The organism is Acetobacter fabarum (genome assembly GCF_029069195.1).
GTDB lineage: Bacteria > Pseudomonadota > Alphaproteobacteria > Acetobacterales > Acetobacteraceae > Acetobacter > Acetobacter fabarum_A.
In genome coordinates this window covers 42368-67501 of record NZ_JARDYK010000012.1, presented here as the reverse complement: position 1 = coordinate 67501, position 25134 = coordinate 42368, and the positions used below count along the sequence as shown (strand labels likewise).

Genomic DNA, 25134 nt, shown 5'->3' with positions numbered 1-25134 from the left:
AGAGTATGGCTTTTACTGTTCTGTGGCTTCAGTCTGGTGGATGCGGCGGGTGCAGCATGTCGCTTCTGTGCGCCGAAACCCCGGATCTTTTGGCCCAGCTGCGTGGTGCGGGTGTGGAGTTTCTGTGGCATCCCAGCCTGTCCGAGCAAAGCGGGACGGAGGTCACGGCGCTGCTGGCGGACATTCTGGCAGGTCGTGTGCGTATGGATGCCCTGTGCCTGGAAGGAGCCGTACTGCGTGGGCCGGAAGGTACGGGGCGTTATCATGTTATGGGGGGTACGGACCAGCCCATGATGGCGTGGGTCCACCAGTTGGCTGCGGTTGCACGGTATGTTGTGGCTGTTGGCAGTTGCTCGGCCTATGGCGGCATGGCTGCGGCGTCTCCCAATATTCTGGATGCCTGCGGGCTGCAGTATGAAGGGGTTCATCCTGGCGGGGCGCTGGGGGCGGATTTTCGGGCTCAATCCGGTTTGCCGGTTGTCAATATCGCGGGTTGTCCGACGCATCCGGGCTGGGTGATTGAAACACTGGCCCTGCTGGCGCAGGAGAACCTGCATGCGCAGGACATGGACGCAGTCGGTCGGCCCCGCCTCTATGCTGACCAGCTTGTGCATCAGGGCTGCACACGGAATGAATATTACGAATACAAAGCCAGTGCGCGCCAGCCTGCCCAACTGGGCTGCATGATGGAATATATGGGGTGTATTGGCACACAGGCCCATGCGGACTGTAATAACCGCCTGTGGAATGGAGAGGGCTCATGCACACGTGGGGGTTATGCCTGCATTAACTGCACAGCCCCCGAATTTGAGGAGCCAGGACATCCTTTTGCGCAAACCCCGCGTATTGCCGGTATTCCCGTCGGGTTGCCAACCGATATGCCAAAGGCATGGTTTGTTGCACTCTCCACGCTGGCTAAGGCGGCAACGCCAGAGCGCGTTGCCCGTAATGCGGTGAGTGAGCACCTGCTTGTCCCACCCAGCAGCGCAAGGGCGAAGGGGTAGACGCGAGCATGGGAAAACAGACAAAAACCCGGCTGGTGGCAGGCCCTTTCAATCGTGTGGAAGGCGATCTGGAGGTGCGGCTGGATGTGGTGGGGCATCAGGTGGACCGAGCCTGGGTGAATGCGCCGCTCTTCCGGGGCATAGAGCGGGTGCTGGAAGGCCGCACCCCCATGGATGCACTGGTTATTGCGCCGCGCATCTGTGGCATATGTTCTGTCTCCCAGTCCCATGCGGCGGCGCTGGCGTTGGGGGGTGTTATGGGTATGGCGCCAACCCATAATGGTCAGCTTGCGACCAATCTGATTCTGGCGACTGAAAATCTGGCAGATCATCTGACGCATTTTCATCTGTTCTTCATGCCCGACTTTGCCCGCCCGGATTATGAGGGACGGCGCTGGTACGCCCGGGCGTATGACCGTTTTGCCGCGCTACGCGGGAGTGCCGTGCGCAATATTTTGCAAACGCGGGCACTTGCGCTGCATGTCATGGGTATTCTGGCAGGACACTGGCCGCATACGCTGGCCATACAGCCCGGTGGTTTGTCCCGTGGGGTGGAAAAGCAGGAATGCATGCGTTTGCTGGGTATTCTGGGGGGAGTGCGCGCCGCGTTGGAAGATGCCCTGTTTGGCACAGGACTGGAAGACGTGGCGGCCCTGTCTGCCCCGCAGGACCTCCGGCGCTGGACGGATGACCGGAATGGATCGGATTTTGGTCTGTTTTTACAGATTGCCCAGGATCTCTCCTTGCAGCAAAGTGGCCGCAGTTACGATCGTTTTTTAAGTTTTGGGGCGTATCCGGGTTTTGAATCCGATCCGCGGCAACACCACTGGCGTTCTGGCATTTTTGAATCCGGAGCCGCGCGGGCCTTGAACATCCATGATGTGCGTGAAGATCACACCTTCAGCCACATGGCACAGACCGCCCAACCTCTGCCGCCGTTTGAAGGCACAACCGAACCTCATATGCGGGATGAGACGTCTTATACGTGGTGCAAGGCTCCCCGCATGGCGGGGCTGCCGTGCGAGACAGGCGCTCTGGCTCGCCAGCTTATGGCAGGCCAGCCATTGGTGCGCGCACTTGTGGCGGATCATGGTGGGAATGTTCTGTCACGCGTGGTGGCGCGACTTATCGAAGTTGCCCGGCTTGTGCCGCTTATGGAGCAGTGGGTCCGTGCCCTGCGGCCAGATGGGCCATGGTGCCACCCCCAGCCAGGAGCTGTGCCCGACGGGCGCGCCATAGGGATGACAGAAGCTGCGCGTGGAGCCCTCGGCCACTGGCTGTGTGTGGAAAAAGGGCTGATCTCGCGCTATCAGATCATAGCTCCGACAACATGGAATTTTTCACCGCGTGACAGAACCGGGGTGGAAGGGCCGCTCGAATACGCGCTAAGGGGCGCTCCCGTAAAAGAGGGGGAGCGGACCCCGCTGTCCGTGCAGCATATTGTGCGTTCGTTTGACCCATGCATGGCATGCACCGTGCACTAATGCCCGAGTGTGTAGAGGAAATTCTTGTAACGGGTTTGGTGCAGGGGGTTGGTTTTCGGCCTTTTGTATGGCGTCTTGCGCAAAAGCTGGAACTGCGGGGCTATGTGAGCAACCGGGGCGATGGCGTGCGTATTGTTGTAGCCGGGCCGCCAGATCGGCTGGCTGCCTTGGTGGAGGAACTTGCCAGCCCGCCTCCACGAGCCCGCATTGAGGCGATCAGGCGCAACATGGCGCAGGACGAAGGCTGGCAGGATTTTACCATACAGGCCAGTCAGCCCGGCACGGTGCAGGCTGGCATTGTGGCGGATATGGCAGTATGCCCTGCCTGTATTGCGGAAATTGCAGATAAAAAAAACCGCCGATACCAGTACGCTTTTACAAACTGTACGGATTGTGGGCCGCGTTTTTCCATTGTAACCGGTATTCCGTATGACCGTAACCGCACAACTATGGCGGCATTTGTCATGTGCCCTGCCTGCGGGGCTGAATATGCCAATCCGCAGGACAGGCGTTTCCATGCCCAGCCGGTTGCCTGTCCTGTATGTGGTCCCCAGTTAATGTTTGTCTCCGGCTCCAAAGGGAGCCGCAGCCCTGTTGTGGGGGATATGGCGCTTGCTCATGCTGTGAGCAGCCTGCTGGCAGGGCAGGTGGTGGCCATAAAGGGTATTGGAGGCTTCCATCTGGCCTGCCTTGCCCGTTCGGAGGTTGCTGTTGCGGCACTGCGGACCCGCAAGAACAGGCCTGCCCGCCCGCTTGCGGTCATGGTGCGGGATATGCCCATGGCAGAGGCTTATGCCTGTTTTTGTGCCGGCGAACGTCAGGCGCTGGAGGATGTTGCTGCTCCTGTGGTGTTGGTCCGCCAGCGCAGGGAGCAGTCTTTTGCAGCCAATGTTGCTCCGGGTATGGAGCGGGTCGGGCTGCTTCTGCCCTATACGCCGCTGCATACTGTGCTGATGCGGAAAATCGGTCAGCCGCTGGTTATGAGTAGCGCTAACCGCTCGGGGCAGCCGCAGGTTGTGCATAATGCTGAAGCACTTGAGGAATTGCAGGGCATTGCGGATGCATGGCTTATGCATGACCGGCCTATTGCCCGACGGCTGGATGATAGTGTGGTGCGTGTGCTGGCAGGGCAGCCGCGCGTTTTGCGCCGGGGGCGAGGGCTGGCACCAGAACCACTGGCCCTGCCCGTTCTTATGGCAAAATCTCCTCCAGTTCTGGCCATGGGGGGGGATTTGAAGGCCGCGTTCTGTCTGACGCAGGGCGGGCGGGCTTTGTTGTCCCATCATTTGGGAGATATGGCGCAACTGGCTACGGAGCAGGCCATGCTGGCAGCTCTGGCGGATTACAGGATGCTGTTCGGGCAAACACCCGCTATTGTGGCGGTGGATGCCCATCCCGGATACCGCAGCCGGGCTGTGGGGCAGAAACTGGCCGAAAGTCAGGGCTGGCTGCTTGAAACAGTCTGGCACCACCATGCGCATATTGCCGCCACCATGGCCGAGAGTGGGTGGGGGCAGGGGCCGGTTCTGGGGCTGGCACTTGATGGTACGGGCTATGGGCCGGATGGTACCCTGTGGGGGTGCGAAATGCTGGTGTGCGATTATGCCCAGATGACCCGTCTGGGCCGTTTGGCAACAGTACCCATGCCGGGGGGAGAAACAGCCGCGCGTGAACCCTGGCGCATGCTTTTGACGCATCTGGACAATGCCTTGGGTGTGGAGGGCACCGGCCTGGTGCAGGCGCAACTCCGGGCATTACAGGACAGACAGGTGGATGTCCTGCGCTCCATGGCCCGTGTGGGGGTCAACGCCCCTCTTACCAGCTCCGCCGGACGCCTGTTTGATGCCATGGCAGCTCTTGTGGACAGTGCTCCACCCCGCCTGACTTACGAGGGAGAGGCCGCCATGCAACTGGAGGCTCTGGCCGAAAGGGCGGAAGGGGCGTGTGCCCCTCTGGAGTTTGGTTTGCGCATGTGTGGAGACCTGCTGGAAATAGACCCCGCTCCCATGTGGCGCGCAGCTCTGCTCCGGCTGGCAGAAGGGGTTACCGCTCCCGAACTGGCATGGGCATTCCATGCCGGGCTGGCTCATGTTCTGGCCAAAGCCACAGGTCAGCTTGCCCGGCGTACGGGGCTGGGTACGGTGGCACTGGCTGGCGGAGTTATGCATAATGGCGTGCTGGTGGGTATGCTGGTGCCACTTTTGCAGGCGGCCGGGTTGCGCGTGCTCCTGCCTGCACATGTGCCTGCAGGGGATGGGGGGCTGGCTGTGGGGCAGGCCGCGGTGGCAGCATACCGGCATAGACCGGCCTGAAAGTTTTGAACACACCGGATAAAAGTGGAAAGCTGGCAGCCAATTCTGTCGGCAAAGCTGTGTCCATTCGCGTGTTCTGGGCGGAACTGCCTGCCTTTTTTGGGTGTGGCACACTTCTTGCTTTCTTCTCATAGGTAATCGCGGACCTGTTCTGGTTCGCCGCCTGAGGAGGACGTCTTCATTGATGGCTGGTCTTGAAACGTTTTATGACGTGATGCGACGGCAGGGCATTACCCGCCGCTCGTTTATCAAATACTGCTCGCTGACTGCTGCGGCTCTTGGTCTGGGGCCAGAGTTTGTGCCCCAGATTGCAAGCGCGATGGAAACCAAGCCCCGCCTGCCCGTATTGTGGCTGCATGGGCTGGAATGTACCTGCTGCTCGGAAAGTTTTATTCGCTCGGCGCATCCGCTGGTCAAGGATGTGGTTCTGTCGATGATCTCGCTCGATTATGACGATACCCTCATGGCTTCTGCCGGGCATCAGGCCGAAGCCATTCTGGACGAAGTCATGGAGAAGTACCACGGCAACTACATTCTGGCCGTGGAGGGTAACCCGCCTCTTAATGAAGATGGCATGTACTGCATCATTGGCGGCAAGCCATTTGTGGAGCAGCTTAAAAAAGTGGCCAGTGGGGCCAAGGCCATCATCTCGTGGGGGTCCTGCGCATCGTATGGCTGTGTGCAGGCTGCCAGACCCAACCCTACACAGGCTACCCCCGTACACAAGGTTATCCTGGACAAGCCCATTATCAAGGTGCCCGGCTGCCCGCCCATTGCCGAGGTCATGACCGGCGTTATTACCTATATGCTCACATTTGACCGTCTCCCCGAACTTGACCGGCAGGGGCGACCCAAAATGTTCTATTCCCAGCGCATTCACGACAAATGCTACCGCCGCCCCCATTTTGATGCGGGTCAGTACGTGGAAAGCTTTGATGATGAAGGAGCCCGCAAGGGGTACTGCCTGTACAAGGTCGGCTGTAAAGGCCCAACCACCTACAATGCCTGCTCGACCGTGCGGTGGAATGATGGCGTGTCCTTCCCCATCCAGTCCGGTCATGGCTGCATTGGCTGTTCCGAAGATGGGTTCTGGGACAAGGGATCATGGTACGCAAGGCTCCAGAATGTCGGGGGCTTTGGCATAGAAGCCAGTGCGGACAAGGTTGGTATGGTCGCCGCCGGTGCCGTAGGTGCGGGCCTTGCCGCACATGCCGCCATAAGCGCGCTCAGCCGCGCACGTTACAAAGGGGATGACGCCCAATGACCACGCTTCAGACACCAAACGGTTTTGCGCTTGATAACGGTGGCAAGCGTATTGTGGTGGACCCGCTGACCCGCATTGAAGGGCATATGCGTGTTGAGGTTAATGTGGATGAGCAGAACATCATCCGCAATGCGGTTTCCACCGGCACAATGTGGCGCGGGCTGGAGGTTATTCTGCGTGGGCGCGACCCGCGTGATGCATGGGCCTTTGTAGAGCGGATATGCGGTGTGTGCACCGGCTGCCATGCTCTGGCTTCCGTTCGCGCGGTGGAAGATGCGCTGGATATCCGTATTCCCACCAACGCATTCCTTATCCGCCAGATCATGGCCAAGGTTCTGGCATGGCATGACCATGTGGTGCATTTTTACCATTTGCATGCGCTGGACTGGGTTAACCCCGTCAATGCCCTGCGGGCGGACCCGCGTGCAACATCTATGCTGCAACAGTCGGTTTCTCCCAATCATGCCAAATCTTCTCCCGGCTATTTCCGCGATGTGCAGAACAGGCTGAAAAAATTTGTAGAGAGCGGGCAGCTCGGTATTTTCAAAAACGGGTACTGGGACAGCAAAGCCTATCTGCTCCCACCCGAAGCCGACCTCATGGCCGTAACACACTACCTTGAAGCACTTGATTTTCAAAAAGAAATTGTAAAAATTCATACCATTCTGGGGGGGAAGAACCCACACCCCAACTACATGGTTGGTGGTGTTCCCTGCGCGATCAATATTGATGGGGATATGGCGGCAGGGGCTCCGCTCAACATGGAGCGCCTGAATTTCATCAAGCAAAAGCTTGATGAGGCCTACGAATTTTCGAAAAATGTGTATGTGCCCGATGTAATCGCAATTGCCAGCTATTACAAAAACTGGCTCTACGGCGGGGGGCTGGCAAACCATAACCTTATGGATTACGGCGATTACCCGACCGTGCAGGGCGACAAATCCACAGACCGTCTGCCCGGCGGTGTGATCCTCAATGGCAACTGGAACGAAATTCATCCGATTGATGCCCGTGACCCGCAACAGGTGCAGGAGTTTGTAACCCATAGCTGGTACAGCTACGGGCAGGGCCGGGAGGATATTGGCCTGCATCCATGGGATGGGGTAACTGACCCACACTACGTTTTGGGGAGTGGAGCCAAAGGGACACGCACCAATATTGAGGCAGTGGATGAAAATGCCAAATATTCGTGGGTCAAAGCGCCACGCTGGCGCGGTAATGCGTGCGAGGTCGGACCTCTGGCGCGTTATGTTCTGGCTTATGCAAAAGGCGTGCCCTACGTCAAGGCGCAGGTGGATGATGCGCTGGGGCGCTTCAATGCTCTGGCGGGTACCAGCTTTACGCCGCAGCAGGCTCTGCCAACCACAATCGGGCGTACGTTAACCCGTGCGCTGGAGGGGCATTACTGTGCCCAGCAGTTGCTGGATGATTACGATGCCCTGATCACGAACATTCGTAATGGTGATCTGGCAACAGCCAACATGTCGCGCTGGGACCCTGCGACATGGCCCAAAGAGGCAAAGGGTGTTGGCCTTGTGGCTGCTCCGCGCGGAGGTCTTGGCCACTGGATCAAAATCAAGGATGGCCGCATAGAAAACTATCAGTGTGTGGTGCCCAGCACATGGAATGCAGGCCCGCGGGATGCCAAGGGGAATATTGGCGCATTCGAAGCGGCGCTTTTGGGGACGCCTATGGCCAACCCCGAGCAGCCGGTGGAAATCCTGCGTACGCTCCACTCGTTTGACCCCTGCATGGCCTGTGCCACGCATGTCATGGCACCTGATGGGGATGAACTTGCCCGCGTAACCGTGCGCTAAGGGGGATAGCCCGATGGTTTCATCCAAATCAAACATCCTGACCGATGAGGATCTGCAGGGTACAAACCTGCAAGGGCAAAACGCGCGCGCATTGCGTGCGCGCAAGCTCACCACGATTTATGTGTATGAGGCTCCTGTAAGGCTCTGGCACTGGGTGACTGCGGCCTCCATCGTTGTGCTGGCTATTACCGGGTATTTTATTGGCTCTCCCCCTCCCTCATTGTCGGGGGAGGCCAGTAACCATTTTCTTATGGGCTGGATCCGTTATCTGCATTTTTCTGCGGCATGGATTTTTGCCGTAGGGTTTGCCGGGCGTATCCTCTGGACTTTTATGGGTAATATTTACACGCGGGAGCTTTTTTATATCCCCGTCTGGCGCAAGGATTACTGGAAAGGCCTGCTGGACGAAATACTGGTTTATGCCTTTATTAAAAAACAGGGTGAAAAAACAATCGGGCATAACCCGCTTGCCCGCACGGCCCTGTTCTTCTGCTTTACCCTGACCGGACTGTTCATGATTGTCAGCGGGTTTGCGCTGTATTCTGATGGAACCGGTATTGATAGCTGGGAAGGTAAGGTTTTTGGCTGGGTCATGCCCTGGCTTGGGGGGGGGCTTGCTACTCACTTCCTGCATCACTGGGGGATGTGGGTTATTATCCTGTTTGTCATGATCCACGTCTACACCGTCACGCGGGAGGATATTACGTCCCGCCAGACGTTGCTATCCGCCATGGTCAATGGCTACCGTTCTTACAGAGATGATCGCCCTGAGTGAGAGGCTCTTGACCATAAAATCAGTCATTCTGAAAAGTTGGTATCCATAAAATCCCACCATCACATTCACGTGTTGGTGGGATTCTTGTATTTACCCGGTCGCGTATCTGCCATTCTGGAAGTTGGCATGTTTCTTGCTTCATTAATAAAATCAGGAGAAACGCGAGCCTGCCAAGCCGGTCCGCTGTTTTTCGTGCAGGGTAGCAGGAGGCGGCAGACGTGGCGGCGGACGCGGTTCTATATGGCAATGAGCGGAAAATTCTGGTGCTGGGCATCGGGAATATCCTGTGGGCAGATGAGGGGTTTGGTGTTCGGGCTGTTGAGCATCTTGCCGCGTATTACAGTTTTGGCCCCGATGTGCAGATCATGGATGGCGGTACGCAGGGGCTATATCTGCTCCCCGTGCTGGAAGACCTTGAAACCCTGATTATAGTGGATGCCATAGATTTTGGCCTTCCACCTGCCACCTTGCATCATGTGGAAGGTTCTGCCGTGCCTGCCACAATTGGCGCACGGAAGATGAGCCTCCATCAGACCGGTTTTCAGGAAGTGCTGGCATTGCTGGACCTGCGTGGTCATGCGCCACGCGCTATTCATCTGGTGGGTGTGCAGCCCGTGACCATGCAGGACTATGGCGGTGGGTTGACCGAGGCAGTCGCCCGGCAGGTGCCTCATGCCGTGCATATGGTGCTGGACCTTCTGGCGCAGCGTTACGGTGTCTGCCCCATGGCGTTGCAACATGCACCATTACCGGGTGCAGGGGTGATGACACAGGCCATAGCGCGCACGGCTTATGAGCAGGGGCGCCCGTCTGCAGAACTGGCCTGCCGTTACGGTGATGAGCGCGTGCTTGCGCGTAGCGGAGTATAAACCATGTGTCTTGGCATACCCATGAAAGTGTTGCGGTGCGAAGGGAGCATGGCGCTCTGCATGGTGGAGCCCCTACCCGGCCAGCAACAGCCCACCCGACAGGAGCAGGTTGATACCATACTGGTGCCTGATGCGCAGGCAGGGGACTACCTGCTGGTTTTTATGGGCATGGCGCGTGCGCGTATGGAGCCGGAGGAGGCCCGTAAGCTGCAGGATGCCCTTCAGGCGCTTGCCACATTGGCCGCAACACCAGTGGACGCAGGTGCCGCCCGGAAAATTGTAACCCACGGGTTTGCAGACCTGTGTGACGCGCCACCGCGTCTTCCCCCCCACCTTCAGGCTGCATTTGATGCAGGACTTACGGAGGCCTGAGTAAAAATGTCCGTTCTAGAACTTCCACTGGTGCAGGGGCTGACAACCCGGCACGGTATGCCCGTTCTGCACATGCTGGAGCAGGCACAGGCGGGGTATGTGCTGCTGCTGTTGCCCAGCCATGCCAGAATACATCTGGAAACACCTGACCTTGCGGCCATTTTGCCGGACCTGCTGCGGTTGGGGGCTACCCATTTGCAGGGTGCGCAACCACTCAGCGGTGCCGTGGCCGATGCTGCGCTGGAGGCCGAACTTGTGCGGAATGAGAGCGATCTTTCTCTTCCCGCACTGGTGCTGCTTGAAAATGGGCAGGTCAAAGCCAGTATTTCGCGCATGCGCGACTGGGAGACCTATGTCAGCAGGTTTGAAGTACTGTTTGCACCCTCCACAGCAGCAGGCAGGGAGCCAGTGGCATGAGCGCATCTTTTATGTTTCCCCCCTCAGGGTTTGGTCCGGGTTCGCAGATCGGGCAGGACGATGAGGAACTGAACTATCTGGCCATGCCATCGGGCGTTCATGTTTACGAACCCCATGTGCCGGAGATTGATGACCCGGCCACAATGGCGGCAACGCTGGTGTTTCTGGATGAGCTGCAAGAACAGGCGCAGGCATGGCGGGTGGGGGATGCGCGTCTGCTGCCCCGGCACAACCTCGCCCCGGCTGCAGGTGCGGCGGTGAATGATGCTCTGGGGGAGGGTGAAGTCTCAGCCAGACTGGAAGATGCCGCAGGGCTGGTAGAGGTGCAGGAAACGGTCTTTGCGGGCATATGGGCCCTGCGTGCTTATGGTGGTCCGCAAGGGCAGGATATGCGTGAGCAGGTAGAGGTTTCGGCTTTTCCCAAAGCGCTTCTGGCCCGTGCGTTTCCGCCCAGACGTGCCCGCCCAGATATGGCAACGGACATGGCCGATGGGGTTGTGAACGCTCCCGCTATCCTGACCGAACTGTTTGACCGGAGCGAAAACTGGCACCCCCGAAGCAGCCCCCATGTTGTCAATCTGAGCCTGCTGCCCCACACGCCAGAAGATATGGCCTTGCTGGAAGCCAGTCTGGGTCGGGGGCGGCTGGCCATTCTGTCCCGCGGGTATGGCAATTGCCGGATAGAGGCAACGGCAACGCCACATGTCTGGCGTGTGCGTTATTTCAATTCCATGGATACGCTTATTCTGGATACGATAGAAGTCTCCTTCGTACCCGAAGTAGCCTGTGCGGCGGTGGAGGATATTGCGGATTCCGCTGCTCGCCTGCACGAAATATGTGCCGTGCTGCGGGAAGAAAATGCCAGCCCGCGGGGCACGCAGGCATGAGCAGGCTCCCTCCGCGGTTTGAAGGGTCCTATCTGGGGGATACCGCACGGCTGGCGGACGATGCCGTTATGGAATGCAAGATATGCTGGAGTGTGTATGACCCCGCAGAAGGGTGCGAGGTATGGCAGATACCCCCGCATACACCATTTGCCAGCCTGCCGGATTACTGGCGCTGTCCCACATGCGATGGCGCAAAAGAGCAGTTTATGGTGGTATCAGCCGCAGCGGTGGTGACCGCGGCAGCGGCTGATGAGGTTCCAGCCAGCCCCCCTGCTCTTGCGCAGGAGGAACCCGGACAAAAGCCAGACCCAGCCAGCGGTTTTGCCCGTGCGCTGGAAGATGTGTTTGCCGATATCTATGCTGGCAAGATGCGTGGCCTGCCGTTTGTAAATGAAGCCCTGAACGTTAAGTTCGTAGGGTTCTGTTCGTTTGAAGGGCAGATGGTCGGGGCGCTGGTGACACCATGGTTCATGAACCTGGTCGTACTCCCCGGTGCCGGAGAAGACTGGTCTGGTGTGGTGTCGGGGAGCAAAAAACTGCTGGATTTCCCCTCCGGCTCCTACGAGTTTACTGCGGCCCTGCGTGATGGAGGGGTAGAGGCGCTGCCGGGTTACTGGGCGTGTTCGCTGTTTTCACCCATGTTTAATTTTACCACCATGTTGCAGGCGGTTGATACGGCGCAGGCTGCCGTGCGTGGTTTGCTGGACCCCGCGCTCAACCCACAGGCCAGCACGGTCCAAGCCGGGGTGTCCGCTCCGCAGGCCGAGCCGTCGGCAGAAAAGTCGGATATGGGGCGCAGGAGCCTTCTGGTTGGCCAGTTAGCCAAACGGGTGGGGGCGCAGGCGTGATTGGCACACTTCTCCTGCGTGGGGGACAGGCCGGGCAGCCCTGGCAGGTGCAGACACGGAATGTAGTCGATGCCGGGCTGTTATGCGCGGGTTTGCAGCCTGCTCAGGCTCTGGCGTTAGTCGGCCGTGTTTTTGGCCTGTGCCGGATGGCCCATATGGCCGCCAGTGTACGGGCCATGGGGTTGGCGGAGCACACAGGGCCTGACCACGCCCGTATGCAGGATGAAATTTTACAAGATCATGCATTGGCTCTGCTGGTCACACTTCCCGCATATCTGAATCTGCCCCCCCAGCGCGAGAGCCTGAGCAGGGTATTGCAGCACCGGCAGGCAGGGCCAGCCATGGCCAGAGAGTTGACCGGGGCAGACGCAGGTCTGGCGCATATGAACGCCCAGGCGTTTGAAGCATGGCTTGCAACCGGGAAGACGGAAACAGGCGCTTTTCTGCCAAGGCTGTTCAACCGCTGCCAAAGTGCGCTGGAAGGAGTGGGAGCTGCGGTGGACATGACGGAACTAACCCCGCAGGCCATACAGGCACAGCTTGCACATGGACAGGAGCCACATGTTCCCACCATGGCGTATGACGCCAGCATCTGGCCTGATTATGCACATTATCCCGTTATGCAGGCTCTGGCTGGAGCGGGGGAGGTAACACCTTTTGCGCGGCTGATTGCGCGGTTGCTGGAGTTTCTGGCCTGTCTGGAGGGGCGGGTGGATACCATGTTCGCCCGTGTCCCCCCCTTTTTGTCCAGTATGGGGGCCGGGGTTGGGGTGGCGCGTGCTGCGCGCGGCATGCTGGTCCATGCGGTGCAGATGCGTGGCGGGTTGGTGGTAAAGTATCAGATTCTCTCGCCCACCTTCTGGCATATGGCCGACGGCGGCCTTTTCCGGCAGGCCGTCTCCCGCCTTAAGCCGGGCTGCGCTAAGGTGTCGGTCGAGTGTGTTCTGGCAGCACTTAACCCGTGTGTGCCTGTTACGGTGGAGGTGGCGTAGCATGCATGAAATGTCCTTATGCGAAAGCCTGCTGGACGTGATCGAGGAGAGCGCACGGCGGGAGGGCTTTACAAAGGTCACATGCGTAAGGGTGGAAGTCGGGCGTTTTGCCGGGGTGGAACTATCTGCCATGCGCTTCGGCTTTGAGGTTGTTGCGCGCGGCACGGTGGCCGAAGGAGCCGGGCTGGACTTTGTGGATGTTCCCGGCAGCGCATGGTGCTTTGACTGCGGGCAGACCGTGACGCTCGGAAACCGTCTGGACCCATGCTCCAAATGTGGGGGCGTGCGTCTGCAACCTTCGGGCGGGATGGAAATAAGGCTGAAAGACATGGAGGTAATCTGATGTGTACAACATGTGGCTGTAGCGGCGATGGCGCAACGTTTGAAGGGGAAGGCCACGCCCATTCCCATGGTGCGCACCACCACCATGCCCACCCGCACGAGCATGAACACGAGCACGGTCACGATCATCCGCATCCGCATGACGGGGCGCATGATAACGGCAGTCTGGACTATGGCAGCGGTCCCGCACGGTCGCATGCGCCGGGGCTGTCTCAGGCGCGGATGGTGGAAATCGAGCGGAATATCCTTTCCAAGAACGATACCTATGCCGCCAGTAACCGTGCCCGTTTTGCACAGAACGGCAATCTCGCGCTCAACCTGCTGGCAGGTCCGGGGGCTGGTAAAACCACATTGCTGGTCGAAACGCTTAAAACACTGGCGGGCACCATTGCGTGCTCGGTTATTGAGGGCGACCAGCAGACCAGTCATGACGCAGAGCGTATCCGGGCCACAGGCACACCCGCCATTCAGGTCAACACCGGCAAGGGCTGCCATCTGGATGCCCATATGGTTGGCCATGCCGCCGAACACCTTGGGTTGAGTATGGGCGGTATCCTGTTTATCGAAAATGTTGGTAATCTGGTATGTCCGGCGGCGTTTGACCTTGGAGAAAAACGAAGGGTTACGCTGCTTTCCGTAACGGAGGGGGAGGATAAACCTCTCAAATACCCGGATATTTTTGAAAAAGCGGATATGGTCCTGCTGACCAAGACCGACCTTCTGCCTTATCTGGACGTGGACGTTGCAGCGCTGGAAAGCAACGTAAGGCGTATAGCTCCTGCCGCGCGTATCCTGCATGTTTCCACCCGTAACGGGCAGGGCATGGCGGAATGGCTGGACTGGCTAAAAGGCGAGCGCCGCGCATTGCTGGACGCTCTGGCGGCGCAGGCGCAGGCCCGTGCGGACATGCTGCGCGCAGCGGAGTGAACATAACGTGGTAGCACCTGCCTGCATTTTGGTTGTTGATGATGAACCGCGCTCCGTGGAGGTTATTGCCCGTATTCTGCGTGAGGAATTTGAGGTTCTGAGCGCAACCAGCGTGGAGCAGGCCCGCACATTACTGGAGAACAGCTGGGTTCACGCCATTTTTTGCGACCAGCGGATGCCGGGCATGAGTGGTGTGGAATTTCTGGCGGAAGTGCGCGCCCGCTGGCCCGACATCGTGCGGATGATCGTGACCGGTTATACCGAACCGGAGGACATGATAGACGCCATTAATCAGGCAGGTATCTACCAGTATATCACCAAGCCGTGGCATCCGGACCAGCTTTTGCTGGCAGCACGCAATGCCACGCAGCTCTTTGCCATGCAGCGGGAGTACGAACGTCTTTCGCTCGAACTCAGGCTGGCTCCTCCTGTGGTGGAAGGGCGTTTGCGCCAGCAGCGGGAGCGTGTGGCGGGCAGCTACCATTTTGACTCCATTATCCGCGCCCCTGCCAGCCCGATGGGTGATGTCTGCCGGCAGGCCGCTAAAACAGCAGTATTTGACATTCCTGTGCTGATTGAAGGGGAGACCGGAACAGGCAAGGAACTGCTGGCCCGTGCGGTGCATTACGCCAGCCAGCGCGGTGCCGGAGCGTTTGTTGCTGTCAATTGTGGTGCCATACCCGATGACCTTCTGGAATCCGAACTGTTTGGTCACCGTAAAGGCGCTTTTACCGGCGCGCATGCAAACCGCCGCGGCCTTGTGGAAGAGGCTGATGGGGGTACGCTTTTTCTGGATGAGATCGGGGATATTTCTCCCGCTTTTCAGGTCAAGATCCTTCGCTTTCTGCAAGAAGGCGAATTCCGTCCTCTTGGTACTAACGAGACAACGCGTGTGGATGTGCGTGTGCTGGCCGCAACGCACAGGGACCTGCGGGCAGAGGTCCGGGCAGGACGGTTCCGGGAGGATCTGTATTTCCGCCTCACAGGTATGGTGCTGGGTATCCCCCCGCTGCGGAGCAGACCTGCGGATATCCATGTTCTGGCGCAGCACCTGCTGGATGCCGCCTGTGCCCGGCACGGGCGGCATGTGCGCGGTTTTGCGCCGGGTGTCATGGACGTGCTGGTGCGTTACGCCTGGCCCGGTAACGTGCGTGAACTGCAGAATGAAATTTTGCGCATGCTGGTGTTGGCTGAAAGTGACAGTCTGGGGCTGGACCTGCTGTCTCCCATGCTCGTGGGAGTGGAGCCTGTTGCTGCAACGCCGCAGATACCGTCCGGGGCCGAGGTTGCTGTGCATGAGAGTGGCACCCTGCAGGAACGCATGGATGCGCTGGAGGCCGATGTGCTGATGGAAACCATTGCCCGGTGTGGGTGGAACAAAAGCCTGACCGCGCGTGAGCTTGGTCTCTCCCGCGTGGGGCTGCGGGCCAAGCTTGAGCGTTACGGCATTGTTCCCGATGCGGGAAAACAGAGTTTGCAGAAGGGAAATTCCTGAAATGTGTCTTGGTATTCCCGGCCGGATAACGGCAATTGTGGATGAACAGGCCATGCTGGCCGAAGTGGATGTATCTGGTGTGCGCAGGCAGGTGGATGTACTGTGTGTCGCAGAGCCGGGCAAACCGCTGGCAGAGCTTGTGGGCGTATGGGTGCTTGTGCATGTTGGGTTTGCCATGAGCCGGATAGATGAGGCAGAAGCACAGGAAACACTGCGACTGCTCGCCAGCATGGACGAACTGGCAGGGGAACTGGACGCCATGCGTAACAGTGCGCGTGTCTGAGCCATGCAGTTTGTAAAGGAATTCCGTAATCCGCATCTGGCGGAAGCTCTTCTGGCACAGATCAGCCACGTAGCCGGGCGCATCGGTCGTACCCGCAAGCACCCTGTTACGGTTATGGAGGTGTGCGGTGGGCATACGCATACGATATTTCGTTACGGGTTGGACCGGCGGCTACCTGCCAATATCGAGTTTGCGCATGGTCCGGGCTGCCCGGTCTGTGTTCTGCCTAAAGGGCGCATAGAAGACGCCATAGCCATAGCGCACAGGCCCGGTGTGATCCTGACCACATTTGGCGATGCCATGCGTGTGCCCGGCGGTAGTGGCAGCCTTTTACAGGCCCGTGCAGCAGGGGCCGATGTGCGTATGGTGTATTCCCCGCTGGATGCGCTGGCCCTTGCACGGGCCAACCCGGAGCGGCAGGTCGTGTTTTTTGCTTTGGGGTTTGAAACAACGGCCCCATCCACCGCCCTGACCGTTTTGCGCGCCAGTGCCGAAAATATCAGCAATTTTTCCATTCTGTGCCAGCATATCACCATTATCCCCACCCTGCGTGCCCTGCTGGAACAACCCGACTTCAACGTGGATGGGTTTATTGGTCCTGGTCATGTTTCCATGGTGATCGGCACACAGCCTTATGCCTTTATTGCGCAGGACTTCAAACGTCCGCTGGTCGTGGCGGGCTTTGAACCGCTGGATATTCTGCAGTCGCTCCTGATGGTGCTGAACCAGATCGAGGCGGGGGACGCACGGGTGGAAAACCAGTATGCGCGTGTAGTGGCGCCACAGGGCAACCCGGCCGCCATGGCCGCTATCGGGCGGGTTTATGAGGTCAGGGAAGCATGCGAATGGCGTGGGCTGGGCCAGATTGCGGGTTCCGGTCTGCAATTGCGGGCTGAGTGGAGCCGTTTTGATGCGGAAAAACGCTTTGCCATACTCCCCCATCATCTGGCTGATCAGGAGCAGTGCTGCTGCGGAGATGTGCTGACCGGGCGGATAAAACCCCCGCAATGTCCGGCATTTGGGCAGACCTGTTCGCCAGATCATCCATCCGGCGCGCTTATGGTTTCCTCTGAAGGGGCTTGTGCTGCCTATTATGAATATCATGGCGTAGGGGAGGCAGCATAATGCCTGGCACTCTAACTGGGATTGGTGCAGAGGGTCGTATTACGCTTGCACATGGTGGTGGTGGCAGCGCCATGCGTTCTCTGATCGATGAGGTCTTTCTGGCCGCCTTCACACAAGGTCCACCTGCTGTGCAGGAAGATCAGGCCCGGCTGGACCTGGGTACACTGGCCCAGGCGGGAGACAGGCTGGCATTTACAACAGATGCTTTTGTGGTGGAACCACTGGAATTTCCTGGTGGGAATATTGGAACACTGGCCGTGTGCGGCACGGTTAATGATCTGGCAGTGGGTGGAGCCGCCCCTATGGCTTTGTCGGCCGCATTTGTGCTGGCCGAGGGACTGGAGCTTGCCGTGCTCCATCGGGTGGTGGAAGCCATGGCCCGCAGTGCGGCTCTGGCTGGTGTGCGTATTGTTACGGGAGATACCAAGGTCGTGCCTCGCCATGCCTGTGACGGACTGTTTGTTACCACAAGCGGGATCGGGGTTATTCGACCGGAACACACCATAAGCATTGCCGCCGGACAACCGGGGGATGTTGTGCTGGTCAATGGCACATTGGGCGACCATGGGGCCACCATATTGTGCGCGCGTGGCGATCTGGCGCTTCAGGCGCATTTGCAAAGCGATTGCGCTCCCCTGAACACTCTGGTGGACGCTCTGTTACACGCTGTTCCCGATGTGCATTGCATGCGTGACGCCACGCGCGGCGGTGTTGCAGGAGTGCTGAGCGAACTGGCAGACGCCAGTGGTGTGCTGGTTAGGGTTCATGAGGCCGCATTGCCAGTTCACCCCGCAGTGGAAGGCGTATGTGAAATTCTGGGCCTGGACCCGCTGTTTCTGGCCAATGAGGGCAAGCTGGTGGCTGTTGTTCCTGCATGCCGTGCGGCGCAGGCGCTTGCTGCCATGCAAAGCCACCCGCTAGGGCGCAATGCCGCCATTATCGGCACGTTGCAGGCCAGTTCTGGCGGGCATGGGGCTGTTCATATTGTTAATGAGTTTGGTGGCGCACGGATTTTGACAATGCCATCAGGCGAACAACTGCCGAGGATTTGCTAACATGCCGCAAAACCCGTCCGTTCCGGTTTTAAGCTCCTTTGGCATGGCGGCCCGTTACATGCAGGCTTACAGGCTTCTGGCGGCTTTGCTGTTCTTTAATGTGCTTGCCTGGCTGGCGGCATGGTTCTGTTTTGGGGGGAATGCCACGCTCTTGGCGTCTGCTTTGCTGGCATGGGTGTTTGGCCTGCGTCACGCCATGGATGCGGACCATATTGTGGCGATCGACCTTGTTACCCGCAAGCTCATGGTTGCCGGGCGCTCTCCTCTGGGGGTGGGATTGTTCTTTTCCCTGGGGCATTCCTCGGTCGTGTGTCTTGCCGTACTCTTTCTGGCTGTTTTGCCGACACATGACTGGCTGGAGCGCTGGCATCTTGTAGGGGGTGGGGTTGGCTCGGCTGTTTCCATCACCTTTTTGTTCCTTATGGCGGCATACAATGTGTATGCCGCCATAAGGCAATGGCATGCGTTGAGGCATAAAACCGATAGGCCCGATGCGCCACCCGGCGGCGTTATGGCACGCCTGTTTGGCCCGGTTTTTCGGCTGATCGGGCGGTCGTGGCAGATGTATCCGCTGGGTTTCCTGTTCGGTCTGGGGTTTGATACGGCAACCGAGATCGGTTTGCTGGGGTTGGCGGCGGCCCAGAGTGCGCAGGGGCTTGGGCTTGTGGGTATTCTTATGTTCCCATTGCTGTTTACCGCAGGTATGTCCGCCATAGATACGTTTGACGCGGTGCTGATGATGCGCGCTTATGGGTGGAGCGCACAAACGCGAACCCGCCGCCAGATTTATAATCTGGCCATTACCAGTGTATCCGCTTTTGCCGCCGTTGGGGTCGGGGCTACGGAATATGTGTCCGGGCTGGGGGAAGATGGCGCAGCAGGCTCCGCCCTTGTGCAGATGGCGTCTGGTCTTGCAGAGCACTTTCCACTGCTGGGGGGCATGATTCTGGTGGTATTTCTGGCGCTGTGGGCGGGTGCTGTCATGTGGGACAAAGCAGCGGTACGGCGGGCGGAGGGCATGGCTCCCGTACCACATACCCGAGGCTGAGCCTGCGCCATGCGCACGGTTCTGGAGCATAAAATCCGCCACAGGCAGGGTGTTGCCGTAACGCCCAGAATGCGTGAAGCGCTCAGGTTGTTGCGCCTGCCGCAACCAGATATGGACGCCTATATAGCCCAGCAGGTGGAGCAGAACCCATTTCTGGAACTGCCAGACTGGGAGTTTGATCAGGGTTCGGGCCGTCCTGACCCGTCGGGTGGGCACTCCACCCATGATGCGACCGAACGGCTGGCCTCGGCCGAAGTGTCGGTCGAGGAGCAGATTCTTCGCCAGATTGCCCTTTCCGTCAGGCCCGCATGGCTTTGCCGACTGGCAGCCCTGCTACTGGAAGAGGTGGATGAATTTGGCCGATTATCATCCACCGTGCTGGATACATTCTGCCAGAGCCGGGGTGTTGTACGCACCTGCGCGGAGGAAGCACGACACTATCTGCTCAGGCTGGACCCTGTGGGGGTTGGGGCTTTTTCTGTTGCCGAATGCTTTGCAGTGCAGCTTGATGATGAAGGGCTGTTGAGCGAAGCATTTACCAGATTGCTGGCAAACCTTGGCCGTCTGGTCAAAGGAGACCGGTCCGGGCTGGCGTTGCAGTGCGGTGTGAGTGCGCAGGAATTGGAGCAGATGCTCCAGACCCTGCAACGTCTGGAACCGTATCCTTATTGCCGGCAGGTTGTGGAGCCAGCCCTGTTACGCCGGGCCGAACTGCGTGTTGAACAGGATGAGCAGGGTGTGTGGCGTGTGTTTGCCTATGCGGATCCGGCACAGAGCCTGAAGCTGAACACGGAATTGCGCGGCCAGCTTTCTCCGCGCATGAGTGCGCGTGAACGTGGGCAGGTCAAGGAGTGGATGACCGATGCACGCTGGCTTGTGAATGTTGTTGCCAGACGGCGCCAGAGCCTTGTGCTGCTAGGGCAGAAAATTCTTGCGCGTCAGCCAGATTTTTTACACCGGGGCGTGGAAGCCCTGCATCCGCTGACCATGCTCCAGATCGCACAGGATATGCAGGTGCATGAAAGTACGGTCAGCCGACTTGTGGCGAATAAATATATCTCCACCCCAGATGGCGTTCTGCCGCTACGTTTCTTTTTTACTGCCGGAGTTGGTCGCCATGGGCAGGCTCCCCCACGTGCGGCTGCTGCGGCCAGAGCCTGTCTGCGCAGGGTTGTGCGGGAAGAAAAACCGGATAATCCCCTTTCCGACAGCGCCTTGGTCGAGGTTCTGGAACAGCAGGGATTCCGGGTATCCAGGCGCACTGTTGTCAAATATCGCCAGCTGATGGGAATACGTTCATCCTTTGCCCGCAAAGGTCAGGTCATTACAGTATAGACGTATATTGCATGGTATTTGGCATTTTCTGCGGTTTTAATATACCGGGAAGGAAAAATTATTTTTCATTGCGGTTCTTGTTGCTACGGAGGCCACGGTCCCCGCGTAAGCCCGGAGCAGCGTTGCCTGGCATAATGAGCCCATATACTCCATTGCTTCCGCCACATGAGGTGTCTGTGGGATATTCCACCACAAACCCCGCAGCCCCTGCCAAAAGTGTGGAAGCATATGGCTCCATGGCAACACAGACGGGGGAGAGCCTGAAGCGGATATGGGATATTCTCAAAGATATGGGGCTTGGTATGGGGGGTGGTGCAACTGTCCAAGGCCCGGCTGGCTGGTGGAAATTGAGATTGTAGCTGCCAGACCGCCGCATCATTAATCCATCCTGCGCAAGGGTCTGGGGCGTGTATGTCCTTGCACTATTTTAATACCGGGTAATGGCAGGCAACCGCGTGGTCGGGGTTGATCTGCGTCAGGATGGGCGCTTCGCTCTGGCAGCGGGCCTGCACTGCCGGGCAGCGTGTATGAAAGCGGCAGCCCGCTGGTTTATTGACAGGGCTTGGAATGTCTCCACGCAAAAGGACATGCCGTGGGGCCCCCACAACCGGGCGGGGCACGGCTTGTGTTAAGGCTATGGTATAGGGGTGGGCTGGATTGTGCAGTACGGCATCCGTCTGCCCCAGTTCCACAATCACGCCAAGGTACATAACCGCAACACGGGTGGATATCTGCCGGACCACGGCAAGGTCATGGGCGATAAAAACATATGTCAGGACAAGCTGTTTTTGCAAATCTGCAAATAGATTGACAATCTGGGCCTGAACCGAAACATCTAAGGCCGAAACAGGTTCGTCCGCCACCACAAGGCGGGGGGAAAGCACCAGAGCGCGGGCAATGTTGATACGCTGGCGTTGCCCGCCCGAAAATTCATGTGGGTAGCGCTCCAGAGCAGCACGAGGCAGACTGACCAGTTCCATCAGTTCTTCCAGCCTGTGTACAATCGCGGCAGATGTGTGTCTGTGCTCATCCTGTGTGCGGTGGACCCGTAAGGGTTCAGCCAGCAGGTCCCCGATCCGCCTGCGGGGGTTAAGGGATGCATAGGAGTCCTGGAACACCATCTGCATCTGCTGGCGCAGGGGACGTAAAATACGTTCGGGCAGGTGGGTTATATCCTGACCATCAAAAATAATCTGACCTGCGGACACATCGTTAAGCCGTAGCAGGCAGCGCCCCAGTGTGGACTTGCCGCAACCGGACTCTCCCACAAGGCCCAGCACCTCACCGGGCATAACAGTAAAGGAAACGCCATCTACTGCTCTGAGTGTTTGCCCGCGTTTGAGGCTGTAGGTCTTGTAAACATCCCTGATGGCCAGCAGGGGCTGTGCTGCATACGGGGACAAAAGAGAGCGAGCCGCCTGCGCGGTGGAGGGAGTGGAATGCATGGGCCTTCTCACGGAACGGGCGTTACGCTGGCGCAAATGGGTGCGGGAAGGGGATGACCTTCTCCGGGAAGCACACAGGCGACCTTGTGCGTGGAGCTGACCGTGCAGAACGCAGGAGGCGGAGCAGGCAGGCAGGAGGCATGGGTATAGGGGCAGCGCGGTGCAAAAGCGCAGCCTGCTGGGCGTTCCAGAGGTTGGGGTGGGGTGCCGGGAATGGCTGGTAGCCGGTCCGGGCGAGGGCCGTTCATGGGGGGGATGGAAGCCAGAAGAGCTGCGGTATAGGGGTGCTGAGGGTGAGCAAACAGCTCCTGCGTGGTACCTGTTTCCGCTGCCCGGCCGGAATACAGGACCAGTGTGTTATCGCATGTTTCGGCCACCACCCCCATATCGTGCGTGATCAGCAGGACAGAGGAGCCATAGCCTGTGCGAAGCCTGCGCATGAGGTCCAGAATCTGGGCCTGCACGGTTACGTCCAGTGCCGTGGTGGGTTCATCCGCGATCAGCAGGGACGGGTTGCAAGAGAGCGCCATGGCGATCATGGCGCGCTGGCGTAGCCCGCCAGAAAGCTGATGCGGGTATCTGTTGGCGGTATTGGCAGGGTCTGGGACTCCCATCTCTCCCAGCAGTTCTACCGTGCGGGCGCGGGCCTGCCGGCGGGAGAGGCTCTGATGGGCCCGTAACTGCTCATCAATCTGCCAGCCAATGGTGTAAACGGGGGTAAAGGCGGTCATCGGGTCTTGAAAAATCATGGCGATTTCCCGACCTCGCAAGATGCGCATTTGTCTGCCCGGCAGGTTCAGCAGGTCCTGCCCTTTAAAGCGGGCGGAGCCGCTAATATGCACACCCGGCGCATCTATCAGCCCCATAAGGGCCATGGCTGTGATGGATTTGCCTGATCCGGATTCTCCCACCAGTCCCAGAATTTCCTGCGCACCAATACTGAAGGAAAGGTTTTCCACAATAGGGATGACCTGCCCGCGTGAGGTAAAGCTGACACACAGGTTATGCACATCCAGCAATGGGGGGGAGGGTGTGTTAGTGGGCATCACGCACCCTTGGGTCAAGGAAAAGATAGGCCGCATCCACCAGAGCATTGGCCAGCACCACAAATACTGCTGAATACATGACCGTGGCCATAATCAGTGGCAGGTCAAGGCTGTTGAGTGCCTGATAGGTCAGGCGGCCCACGCCGGGCAGGCCAAAAACAACCTCTGTCAGTAATGCGCCCCCACCGACAAGCTGTGCAAAATCCATGCCAAAGAGTGAAACAAAGGTTATCAGCGCCGTGCGCAGACCATGGCGGAGCAGGATGCGGGTAGGGGATAACCCTTTGGCTCGGGCTGTGCGTATGAAGTCTTCCTCCATAATTGCCACCAGATCAGCCCGTAAAATACGGCTGTAAATGCCAACAAACATAACTGCCAGCACACACCACGGAATAACCAGTGCCAAAAACCAGTCACGTGGATTTTGGGTGAAGGGCACATACCCCAACCCAGGCACCCAGGAAAACAGCCATGTATCATGGTAGCGGTTCTGGGTGATCAGGTTAACAACCTGCCCAAGCCAGAAAACGGGAATGGAAATACCAACCAGACCGGTCATCATGAGGGTGCGGTCAATCCATGAGCCTTTGCAGGCTGCGGCAACGACCCCCATGCCAATGGACAGCATCACCCAAATAACAGCCGCTCCGGTTACGAGCGAGAGGGTCACAGGAGCGGCACGCATGATTTCGGGCACAACCAGTTCACCACGGTTGGCGTAGCTTGCCAGATCACGGGTGATGAACAGTTTTTTCATCATAATGGCGTATTGTACGGGCAAGGGGCGGTCAAACCCATATTCCTTGCGGACTTTTTCCATGGTCTGGGGGGCCGCATTGCGCCCTGCAATACGGGCCGTGGGGTCTGCACCGGGCGTTGCAAAAAAAACGGCGAACACCAGTGCAGAAATACCGAACAGAACAAAAACCGTCTGACCCAGACGGCGCAGGAGAGGCATGATCATGGTCTGTCCTTCCTCTTATTCCCGCCGGGAGGCATCGCGCACATCCAGTGCATCACGCAGGCCATCACCCAGAATGTTCAGGGCAAGCACTACGGCCACAATGGCCAGACCGGGGGCAATGGCGACCATGGGGCGGGTGTAAATCAACCCTTCACCATCCAGTATGATGGTCCCCCATGAAGCAGCAGGAGCCTGCACACCAATGGAGAGAAAAGACAGCGCACTTTCCGCCAGTAGCGCCATGGCCATAAGCAATGGCCCCATAACCACAAGCGTTGTGCTGACATTGGGCAGGATGTCTCGCACCACAATACGCCAGCGGGGTACGCCAAGGCATCTGGCCGCAGTCACAAATTCCGCCTGCCGCAGCGCAATAACACGCCCGCGCACCGGGCGTGCGGCATAGGGCACATAAACCAGTGCAATAATCACAATGGGAATAAGCAGATTATCGGATTCTATCACAAACGGTCCGATCCGCAGGCCCGAGGTAATCGTAACAATAGAGAGTGATATGGCGAACAGATAAACAGGCACCGCCCACATAATATCCATCAACCGGGACAGAACCATATCTGTCACACCGCCAAAAAAACCGGCGGCAATGCCGACTGCTCCCGCCATAACAAGGCATAATACCGCAGCACTGAAGGAAATAAGCAGGGAGTTCCGCCCCCCATACAGCAGCCGGGCCATAATATCACGCCCCTGACTGTCTGCCCCCAGCAGGTAGGCTGCCTGTCCCGTGGGGCCAATGGGGCTAAGGCCTAGGTGCAACGGGTTGTCGTTGGGCTGCATGATGTCCGTTTCCTGCCCGTTGAGCATAATGGTGCCTGCAACGTTGGAGACAAACGGATCGGTATGGGCAATGTGGTGCGCGTAAAACGGAGCACACAGGCTGGCCACCACAATAAAGGCAAGAACCGCAACCGAGGCAAGGGCTGCGCGGTTGCGCAGCAATGACCGCAACGCGCTGGCCCATGGGCCAGCGGAAGGTCTGGGCATGTCGGATGGCTTTGTCATTGTGC

At 58.5% G+C, this 25134-nt stretch carries 25 protein-coding genes; 21 read left to right on the top strand and 4 right to left on the bottom strand.

Features of this window, described 5'->3' with window-relative positions:
* Window positions 1–5: 5 nt before the first annotated feature.
* The 21 genes from PY793_RS12330 to PY793_RS12230 all read left to right on the top strand — a co-directional run bounded on the left by PY793_RS12330 (window position 6) and on the right by PY793_RS12230 (window position 21010).
* Window positions 6–1004, top strand: coding sequence for an NADH-quinone oxidoreductase subunit B family protein (locus PY793_RS12330; RefSeq protein ID WP_275178312.1), 999 nt, complete (start codon window positions 6–8; stop codon window positions 1002–1004).
* A gap of 8 nt (window positions 1005–1012) precedes the next feature.
* Window positions 1013–2488, top strand: coding sequence for a nickel-dependent hydrogenase large subunit (locus PY793_RS12325; RefSeq protein WP_275178311.1), 1476 nt, complete (start codon window positions 1013–1015; stop codon window positions 2486–2488).
* Complete coding sequence (hypF, locus tag PY793_RS12320; RefSeq protein ID WP_275178310.1) at window positions 2488–4800, top strand: carbamoyltransferase HypF; 2313 nt, start codon at window positions 2488–2490, stop codon at window positions 4798–4800. The genes PY793_RS12325 and hypF overlap by 1 nt, the downstream gene beginning before the upstream one ends.
* A 184-nt stretch (window positions 4801–4984) precedes the next feature.
* Window positions 4985–6064 carry a hydrogenase small subunit gene (locus tag PY793_RS12315; RefSeq protein ID WP_025825895.1) on the top strand — a complete coding sequence of 360 codons (1080 nt, stop codon included), beginning with the start codon at window positions 4985–4987 and terminating at the stop codon, window positions 6062–6064.
* Window positions 6061–7881 carry a nickel-dependent hydrogenase large subunit gene (locus PY793_RS12310; protein ID WP_275178309.1) on the top strand — a complete coding sequence of 607 codons (1821 nt, stop codon included), beginning with the start codon at window positions 6061–6063 and terminating at the stop codon, window positions 7879–7881. Before PY793_RS12315 ends, PY793_RS12310 begins: the two co-directional genes overlap by 4 nt.
* Window positions 7882–7894: 13 nt before the next feature.
* The gene (cybH, locus tag PY793_RS12305) at window positions 7895–8656 is read left to right on the top strand and encodes a Ni/Fe-hydrogenase, b-type cytochrome subunit (protein ID WP_275178308.1); all 762 of its coding nucleotides are present in this window, start codon (window positions 7895–7897) and stop codon (window positions 8654–8656) included.
* Window positions 8657–8874: 218 nt separating this feature from the next.
* Window positions 8875–9525, top strand: coding sequence for a HyaD/HybD family hydrogenase maturation endopeptidase (locus PY793_RS12300; protein WP_275178307.1), 651 nt, complete (start codon window positions 8875–8877; stop codon window positions 9523–9525).
* A 3-nt stretch (window positions 9526–9528) separates the two neighbouring features.
* Complete coding sequence (locus tag PY793_RS12295; RefSeq protein WP_275178306.1) at window positions 9529–9897, top strand: HypC/HybG/HupF family hydrogenase formation chaperone; 369 nt, start codon at window positions 9529–9531, stop codon at window positions 9895–9897.
* Between the two features lie 6 nt (window positions 9898–9903).
* Window positions 9904–10314: a thioredoxin domain-containing protein gene (locus PY793_RS12290; RefSeq protein WP_275178305.1), complete on the top strand. Its 411-nt coding sequence runs from the start codon at window positions 9904–9906 to the stop codon at window positions 10312–10314.
* On the top strand, window positions 10311–11201 hold the full coding sequence (locus tag PY793_RS12285; RefSeq protein WP_275178304.1) for a hydrogenase expression/formation protein: 891 nt from the start codon (window positions 10311–10313) through the stop codon (window positions 11199–11201). The genes PY793_RS12290 and PY793_RS12285 overlap by 4 nt, the downstream gene beginning before the upstream one ends.
* Window positions 11198–12049: a [NiFe]-hydrogenase assembly chaperone HybE gene (hybE, locus tag PY793_RS12280; RefSeq protein WP_275178303.1), complete on the top strand. Its 852-nt coding sequence runs from the start codon at window positions 11198–11200 to the stop codon at window positions 12047–12049. The genes PY793_RS12285 and hybE overlap by 4 nt, the downstream gene beginning before the upstream one ends.
* On the top strand, window positions 12046–13041 hold the full coding sequence (locus PY793_RS12275) for a hypothetical protein (RefSeq protein ID WP_275178302.1): 996 nt from the start codon (window positions 12046–12048) through the stop codon (window positions 13039–13041). The genes hybE and PY793_RS12275 overlap by 4 nt, the downstream gene beginning before the upstream one ends.
* A gap of 1 nt (window position 13042) precedes the next feature.
* Window positions 13043–13384, top strand: a complete 342-nt coding sequence (hypA, locus tag PY793_RS12270; RefSeq protein WP_275178301.1) for a hydrogenase maturation nickel metallochaperone HypA — start codon at window positions 13043–13045, stop codon at window positions 13382–13384.
* A complete protein-coding gene (gene hypB, locus PY793_RS12265; RefSeq protein WP_275178300.1) occupies window positions 13384–14310 on the top strand; it encodes a hydrogenase nickel incorporation protein HypB in 927 nt (308 codons plus the stop codon). The genes hypA and hypB overlap by 1 nt, the downstream gene beginning before the upstream one ends.
* A gap of 7 nt (window positions 14311–14317) precedes the next feature.
* Entirely contained in the window at window positions 14318–15805 is a 1488-nt protein-coding gene (locus PY793_RS12260; RefSeq protein ID WP_275178299.1) for a sigma-54-dependent transcriptional regulator, read from the top strand.
* A gap of 1 nt (window position 15806) precedes the next feature.
* Window positions 15807–16088, top strand: coding sequence for a HypC/HybG/HupF family hydrogenase formation chaperone (locus tag PY793_RS12255; RefSeq protein WP_275178298.1), 282 nt, complete (start codon window positions 15807–15809; stop codon window positions 16086–16088).
* Between the two features lie 3 nt (window positions 16089–16091).
* Complete coding sequence (hypD, locus tag PY793_RS12250; RefSeq protein ID WP_275178297.1) at window positions 16092–17213, top strand: hydrogenase formation protein HypD; 1122 nt, start codon at window positions 16092–16094, stop codon at window positions 17211–17213.
* Window positions 17213–18268 carry a hydrogenase expression/formation protein HypE gene (gene hypE, locus PY793_RS12245; RefSeq protein ID WP_275178296.1) on the top strand — a complete coding sequence of 352 codons (1056 nt, stop codon included), beginning with the start codon at window positions 17213–17215 and terminating at the stop codon, window positions 18266–18268. Before hypD ends, hypE begins: the two co-directional genes overlap by 1 nt.
* A 1-nt stretch (window position 18269) precedes the next feature.
* Window positions 18270–19316 carry a HoxN/HupN/NixA family nickel/cobalt transporter gene (locus PY793_RS12240; RefSeq protein ID WP_275178295.1) on the top strand — a complete coding sequence of 349 codons (1047 nt, stop codon included), beginning with the start codon at window positions 18270–18272 and terminating at the stop codon, window positions 19314–19316.
* Between the two features lie 9 nt (window positions 19317–19325).
* Complete coding sequence (gene rpoN / locus PY793_RS12235; RefSeq protein ID WP_275178294.1) at window positions 19326–20651, top strand: RNA polymerase factor sigma-54; 1326 nt, start codon at window positions 19326–19328, stop codon at window positions 20649–20651.
* Window positions 20652–20827: 176 nt separating this feature from the next.
* Complete coding sequence (locus tag PY793_RS12230; RefSeq protein ID WP_275178293.1) at window positions 20828–21010, top strand: RidA family protein; 183 nt, start codon at window positions 20828–20830, stop codon at window positions 21008–21010.
* A 63-nt stretch (window positions 21011–21073) separates the two neighbouring features.
* On the opposite strand, the gene PY793_RS12225 is transcribed toward PY793_RS12230, so the two are convergent.
* From PY793_RS12225 to PY793_RS12210, 4 genes are read right to left on the bottom strand one after another with little or no spacing between them, the layout of a single operon-like run.
* Window positions 21074–22096 carry an ABC transporter ATP-binding protein gene (locus PY793_RS12225; protein ID WP_408744709.1) on the bottom strand — a complete coding sequence of 341 codons (1023 nt, stop codon included), beginning with the start codon at window positions 22094–22096 and terminating at the stop codon, window positions 21074–21076.
* An 8-nt stretch (window positions 22097–22104) separates the two neighbouring features.
* The gene (locus tag PY793_RS12220) at window positions 22105–23142 is read right to left on the bottom strand and encodes an ABC transporter ATP-binding protein (protein WP_275178292.1); all 1038 of its coding nucleotides are present in this window, start codon (window positions 23140–23142) and stop codon (window positions 22105–22107) included.
* The gene (locus tag PY793_RS12215) at window positions 23132–24106 is read right to left on the bottom strand and encodes an ABC transporter permease (RefSeq protein ID WP_275178291.1); all 975 of its coding nucleotides are present in this window, start codon (window positions 24104–24106) and stop codon (window positions 23132–23134) included. The genes PY793_RS12220 and PY793_RS12215 overlap by 11 nt, the downstream gene beginning before the upstream one ends.
* Before the next feature lie 15 nt (window positions 24107–24121).
* Window positions 24122–25129: an ABC transporter permease gene (locus PY793_RS12210; protein ID WP_408744710.1), complete on the bottom strand. Its 1008-nt coding sequence runs from the start codon at window positions 25127–25129 to the stop codon at window positions 24122–24124.
* Between the last annotated feature and the right edge of the window lie 5 nt (window positions 25130–25134).

Coding starts and splice junctions, on each gene's coding strand:
- cybH (WP_275178308.1), top strand. CDS start 7,895: ATGGTTTCATCCAAATCAAACATCCTGACCGATGAGGATCTGCAGGGT.
- rpoN (WP_275178294.1), top strand. CDS start 19,326: ATGCGCACGGTTCTGGAGCATAAAATCCGCCACAGGCAGGGTGTTGCC.
- hybE (WP_275178303.1), top strand. CDS start 11,198: ATGAGCAGGCTCCCTCCGCGGTTTGAAGGGTCCTATCTGGGGGATACC.
- PY793_RS12225 (WP_408744709.1), bottom strand. CDS start 22,096: ATGCATTCCACTCCCTCCACCGCGCAGGCGGCTCGCTCTCTTTTGTCC.
- hypF (WP_275178310.1), top strand. CDS start 2,488: ATGCCCGAGTGTGTAGAGGAAATTCTTGTAACGGGTTTGGTGCAGGGG.
- hypA (WP_275178301.1), top strand. CDS start 13,043: ATGCATGAAATGTCCTTATGCGAAAGCCTGCTGGACGTGATCGAGGAG.
- PY793_RS12290 (WP_275178305.1), top strand. CDS start 9,904: ATGTCCGTTCTAGAACTTCCACTGGTGCAGGGGCTGACAACCCGGCAC.
- PY793_RS12295 (WP_275178306.1), top strand. CDS start 9,529: ATGTGTCTTGGCATACCCATGAAAGTGTTGCGGTGCGAAGGGAGCATG.
- PY793_RS12255 (WP_275178298.1), top strand. CDS start 15,807: ATGTGTCTTGGTATTCCCGGCCGGATAACGGCAATTGTGGATGAACAG.
- PY793_RS12310 (WP_275178309.1), top strand. CDS start 6,061: ATGACCACGCTTCAGACACCAAACGGTTTTGCGCTTGATAACGGTGGC.
- PY793_RS12285 (WP_275178304.1), top strand. CDS start 10,311: ATGAGCGCATCTTTTATGTTTCCCCCCTCAGGGTTTGGTCCGGGTTCG.
- hypE (WP_275178296.1), top strand. CDS start 17,213: ATGCCTGGCACTCTAACTGGGATTGGTGCAGAGGGTCGTATTACGCTT.
- PY793_RS12210 (WP_408744710.1), bottom strand. CDS start 25,129: ATGACAAAGCCATCCGACATGCCCAGACCTTCCGCTGGCCCATGGGCC.
- PY793_RS12315 (WP_025825895.1), top strand. CDS start 4,985: ATGGCTGGTCTTGAAACGTTTTATGACGTGATGCGACGGCAGGGCATT.
- PY793_RS12220 (WP_275178292.1), bottom strand. CDS start 23,142: ATGCCCACTAACACACCCTCCCCCCCATTGCTGGATGTGCATAACCTG.
- hypB (WP_275178300.1), top strand. CDS start 13,384: ATGTGTACAACATGTGGCTGTAGCGGCGATGGCGCAACGTTTGAAGGG.
- PY793_RS12330 (WP_275178312.1), top strand. CDS start 6: ATGGCTTTTACTGTTCTGTGGCTTCAGTCTGGTGGATGCGGCGGGTGC.
- PY793_RS12325 (WP_275178311.1), top strand. CDS start 1,013: ATGGGAAAACAGACAAAAACCCGGCTGGTGGCAGGCCCTTTCAATCGT.
- PY793_RS12240 (WP_275178295.1), top strand. CDS start 18,270: ATGCCGCAAAACCCGTCCGTTCCGGTTTTAAGCTCCTTTGGCATGGCG.
- PY793_RS12215 (WP_275178291.1), bottom strand. CDS start 24,106: ATGATCATGCCTCTCCTGCGCCGTCTGGGTCAGACGGTTTTTGTTCTG.
- hypD (WP_275178297.1), top strand. CDS start 16,092: ATGCAGTTTGTAAAGGAATTCCGTAATCCGCATCTGGCGGAAGCTCTT.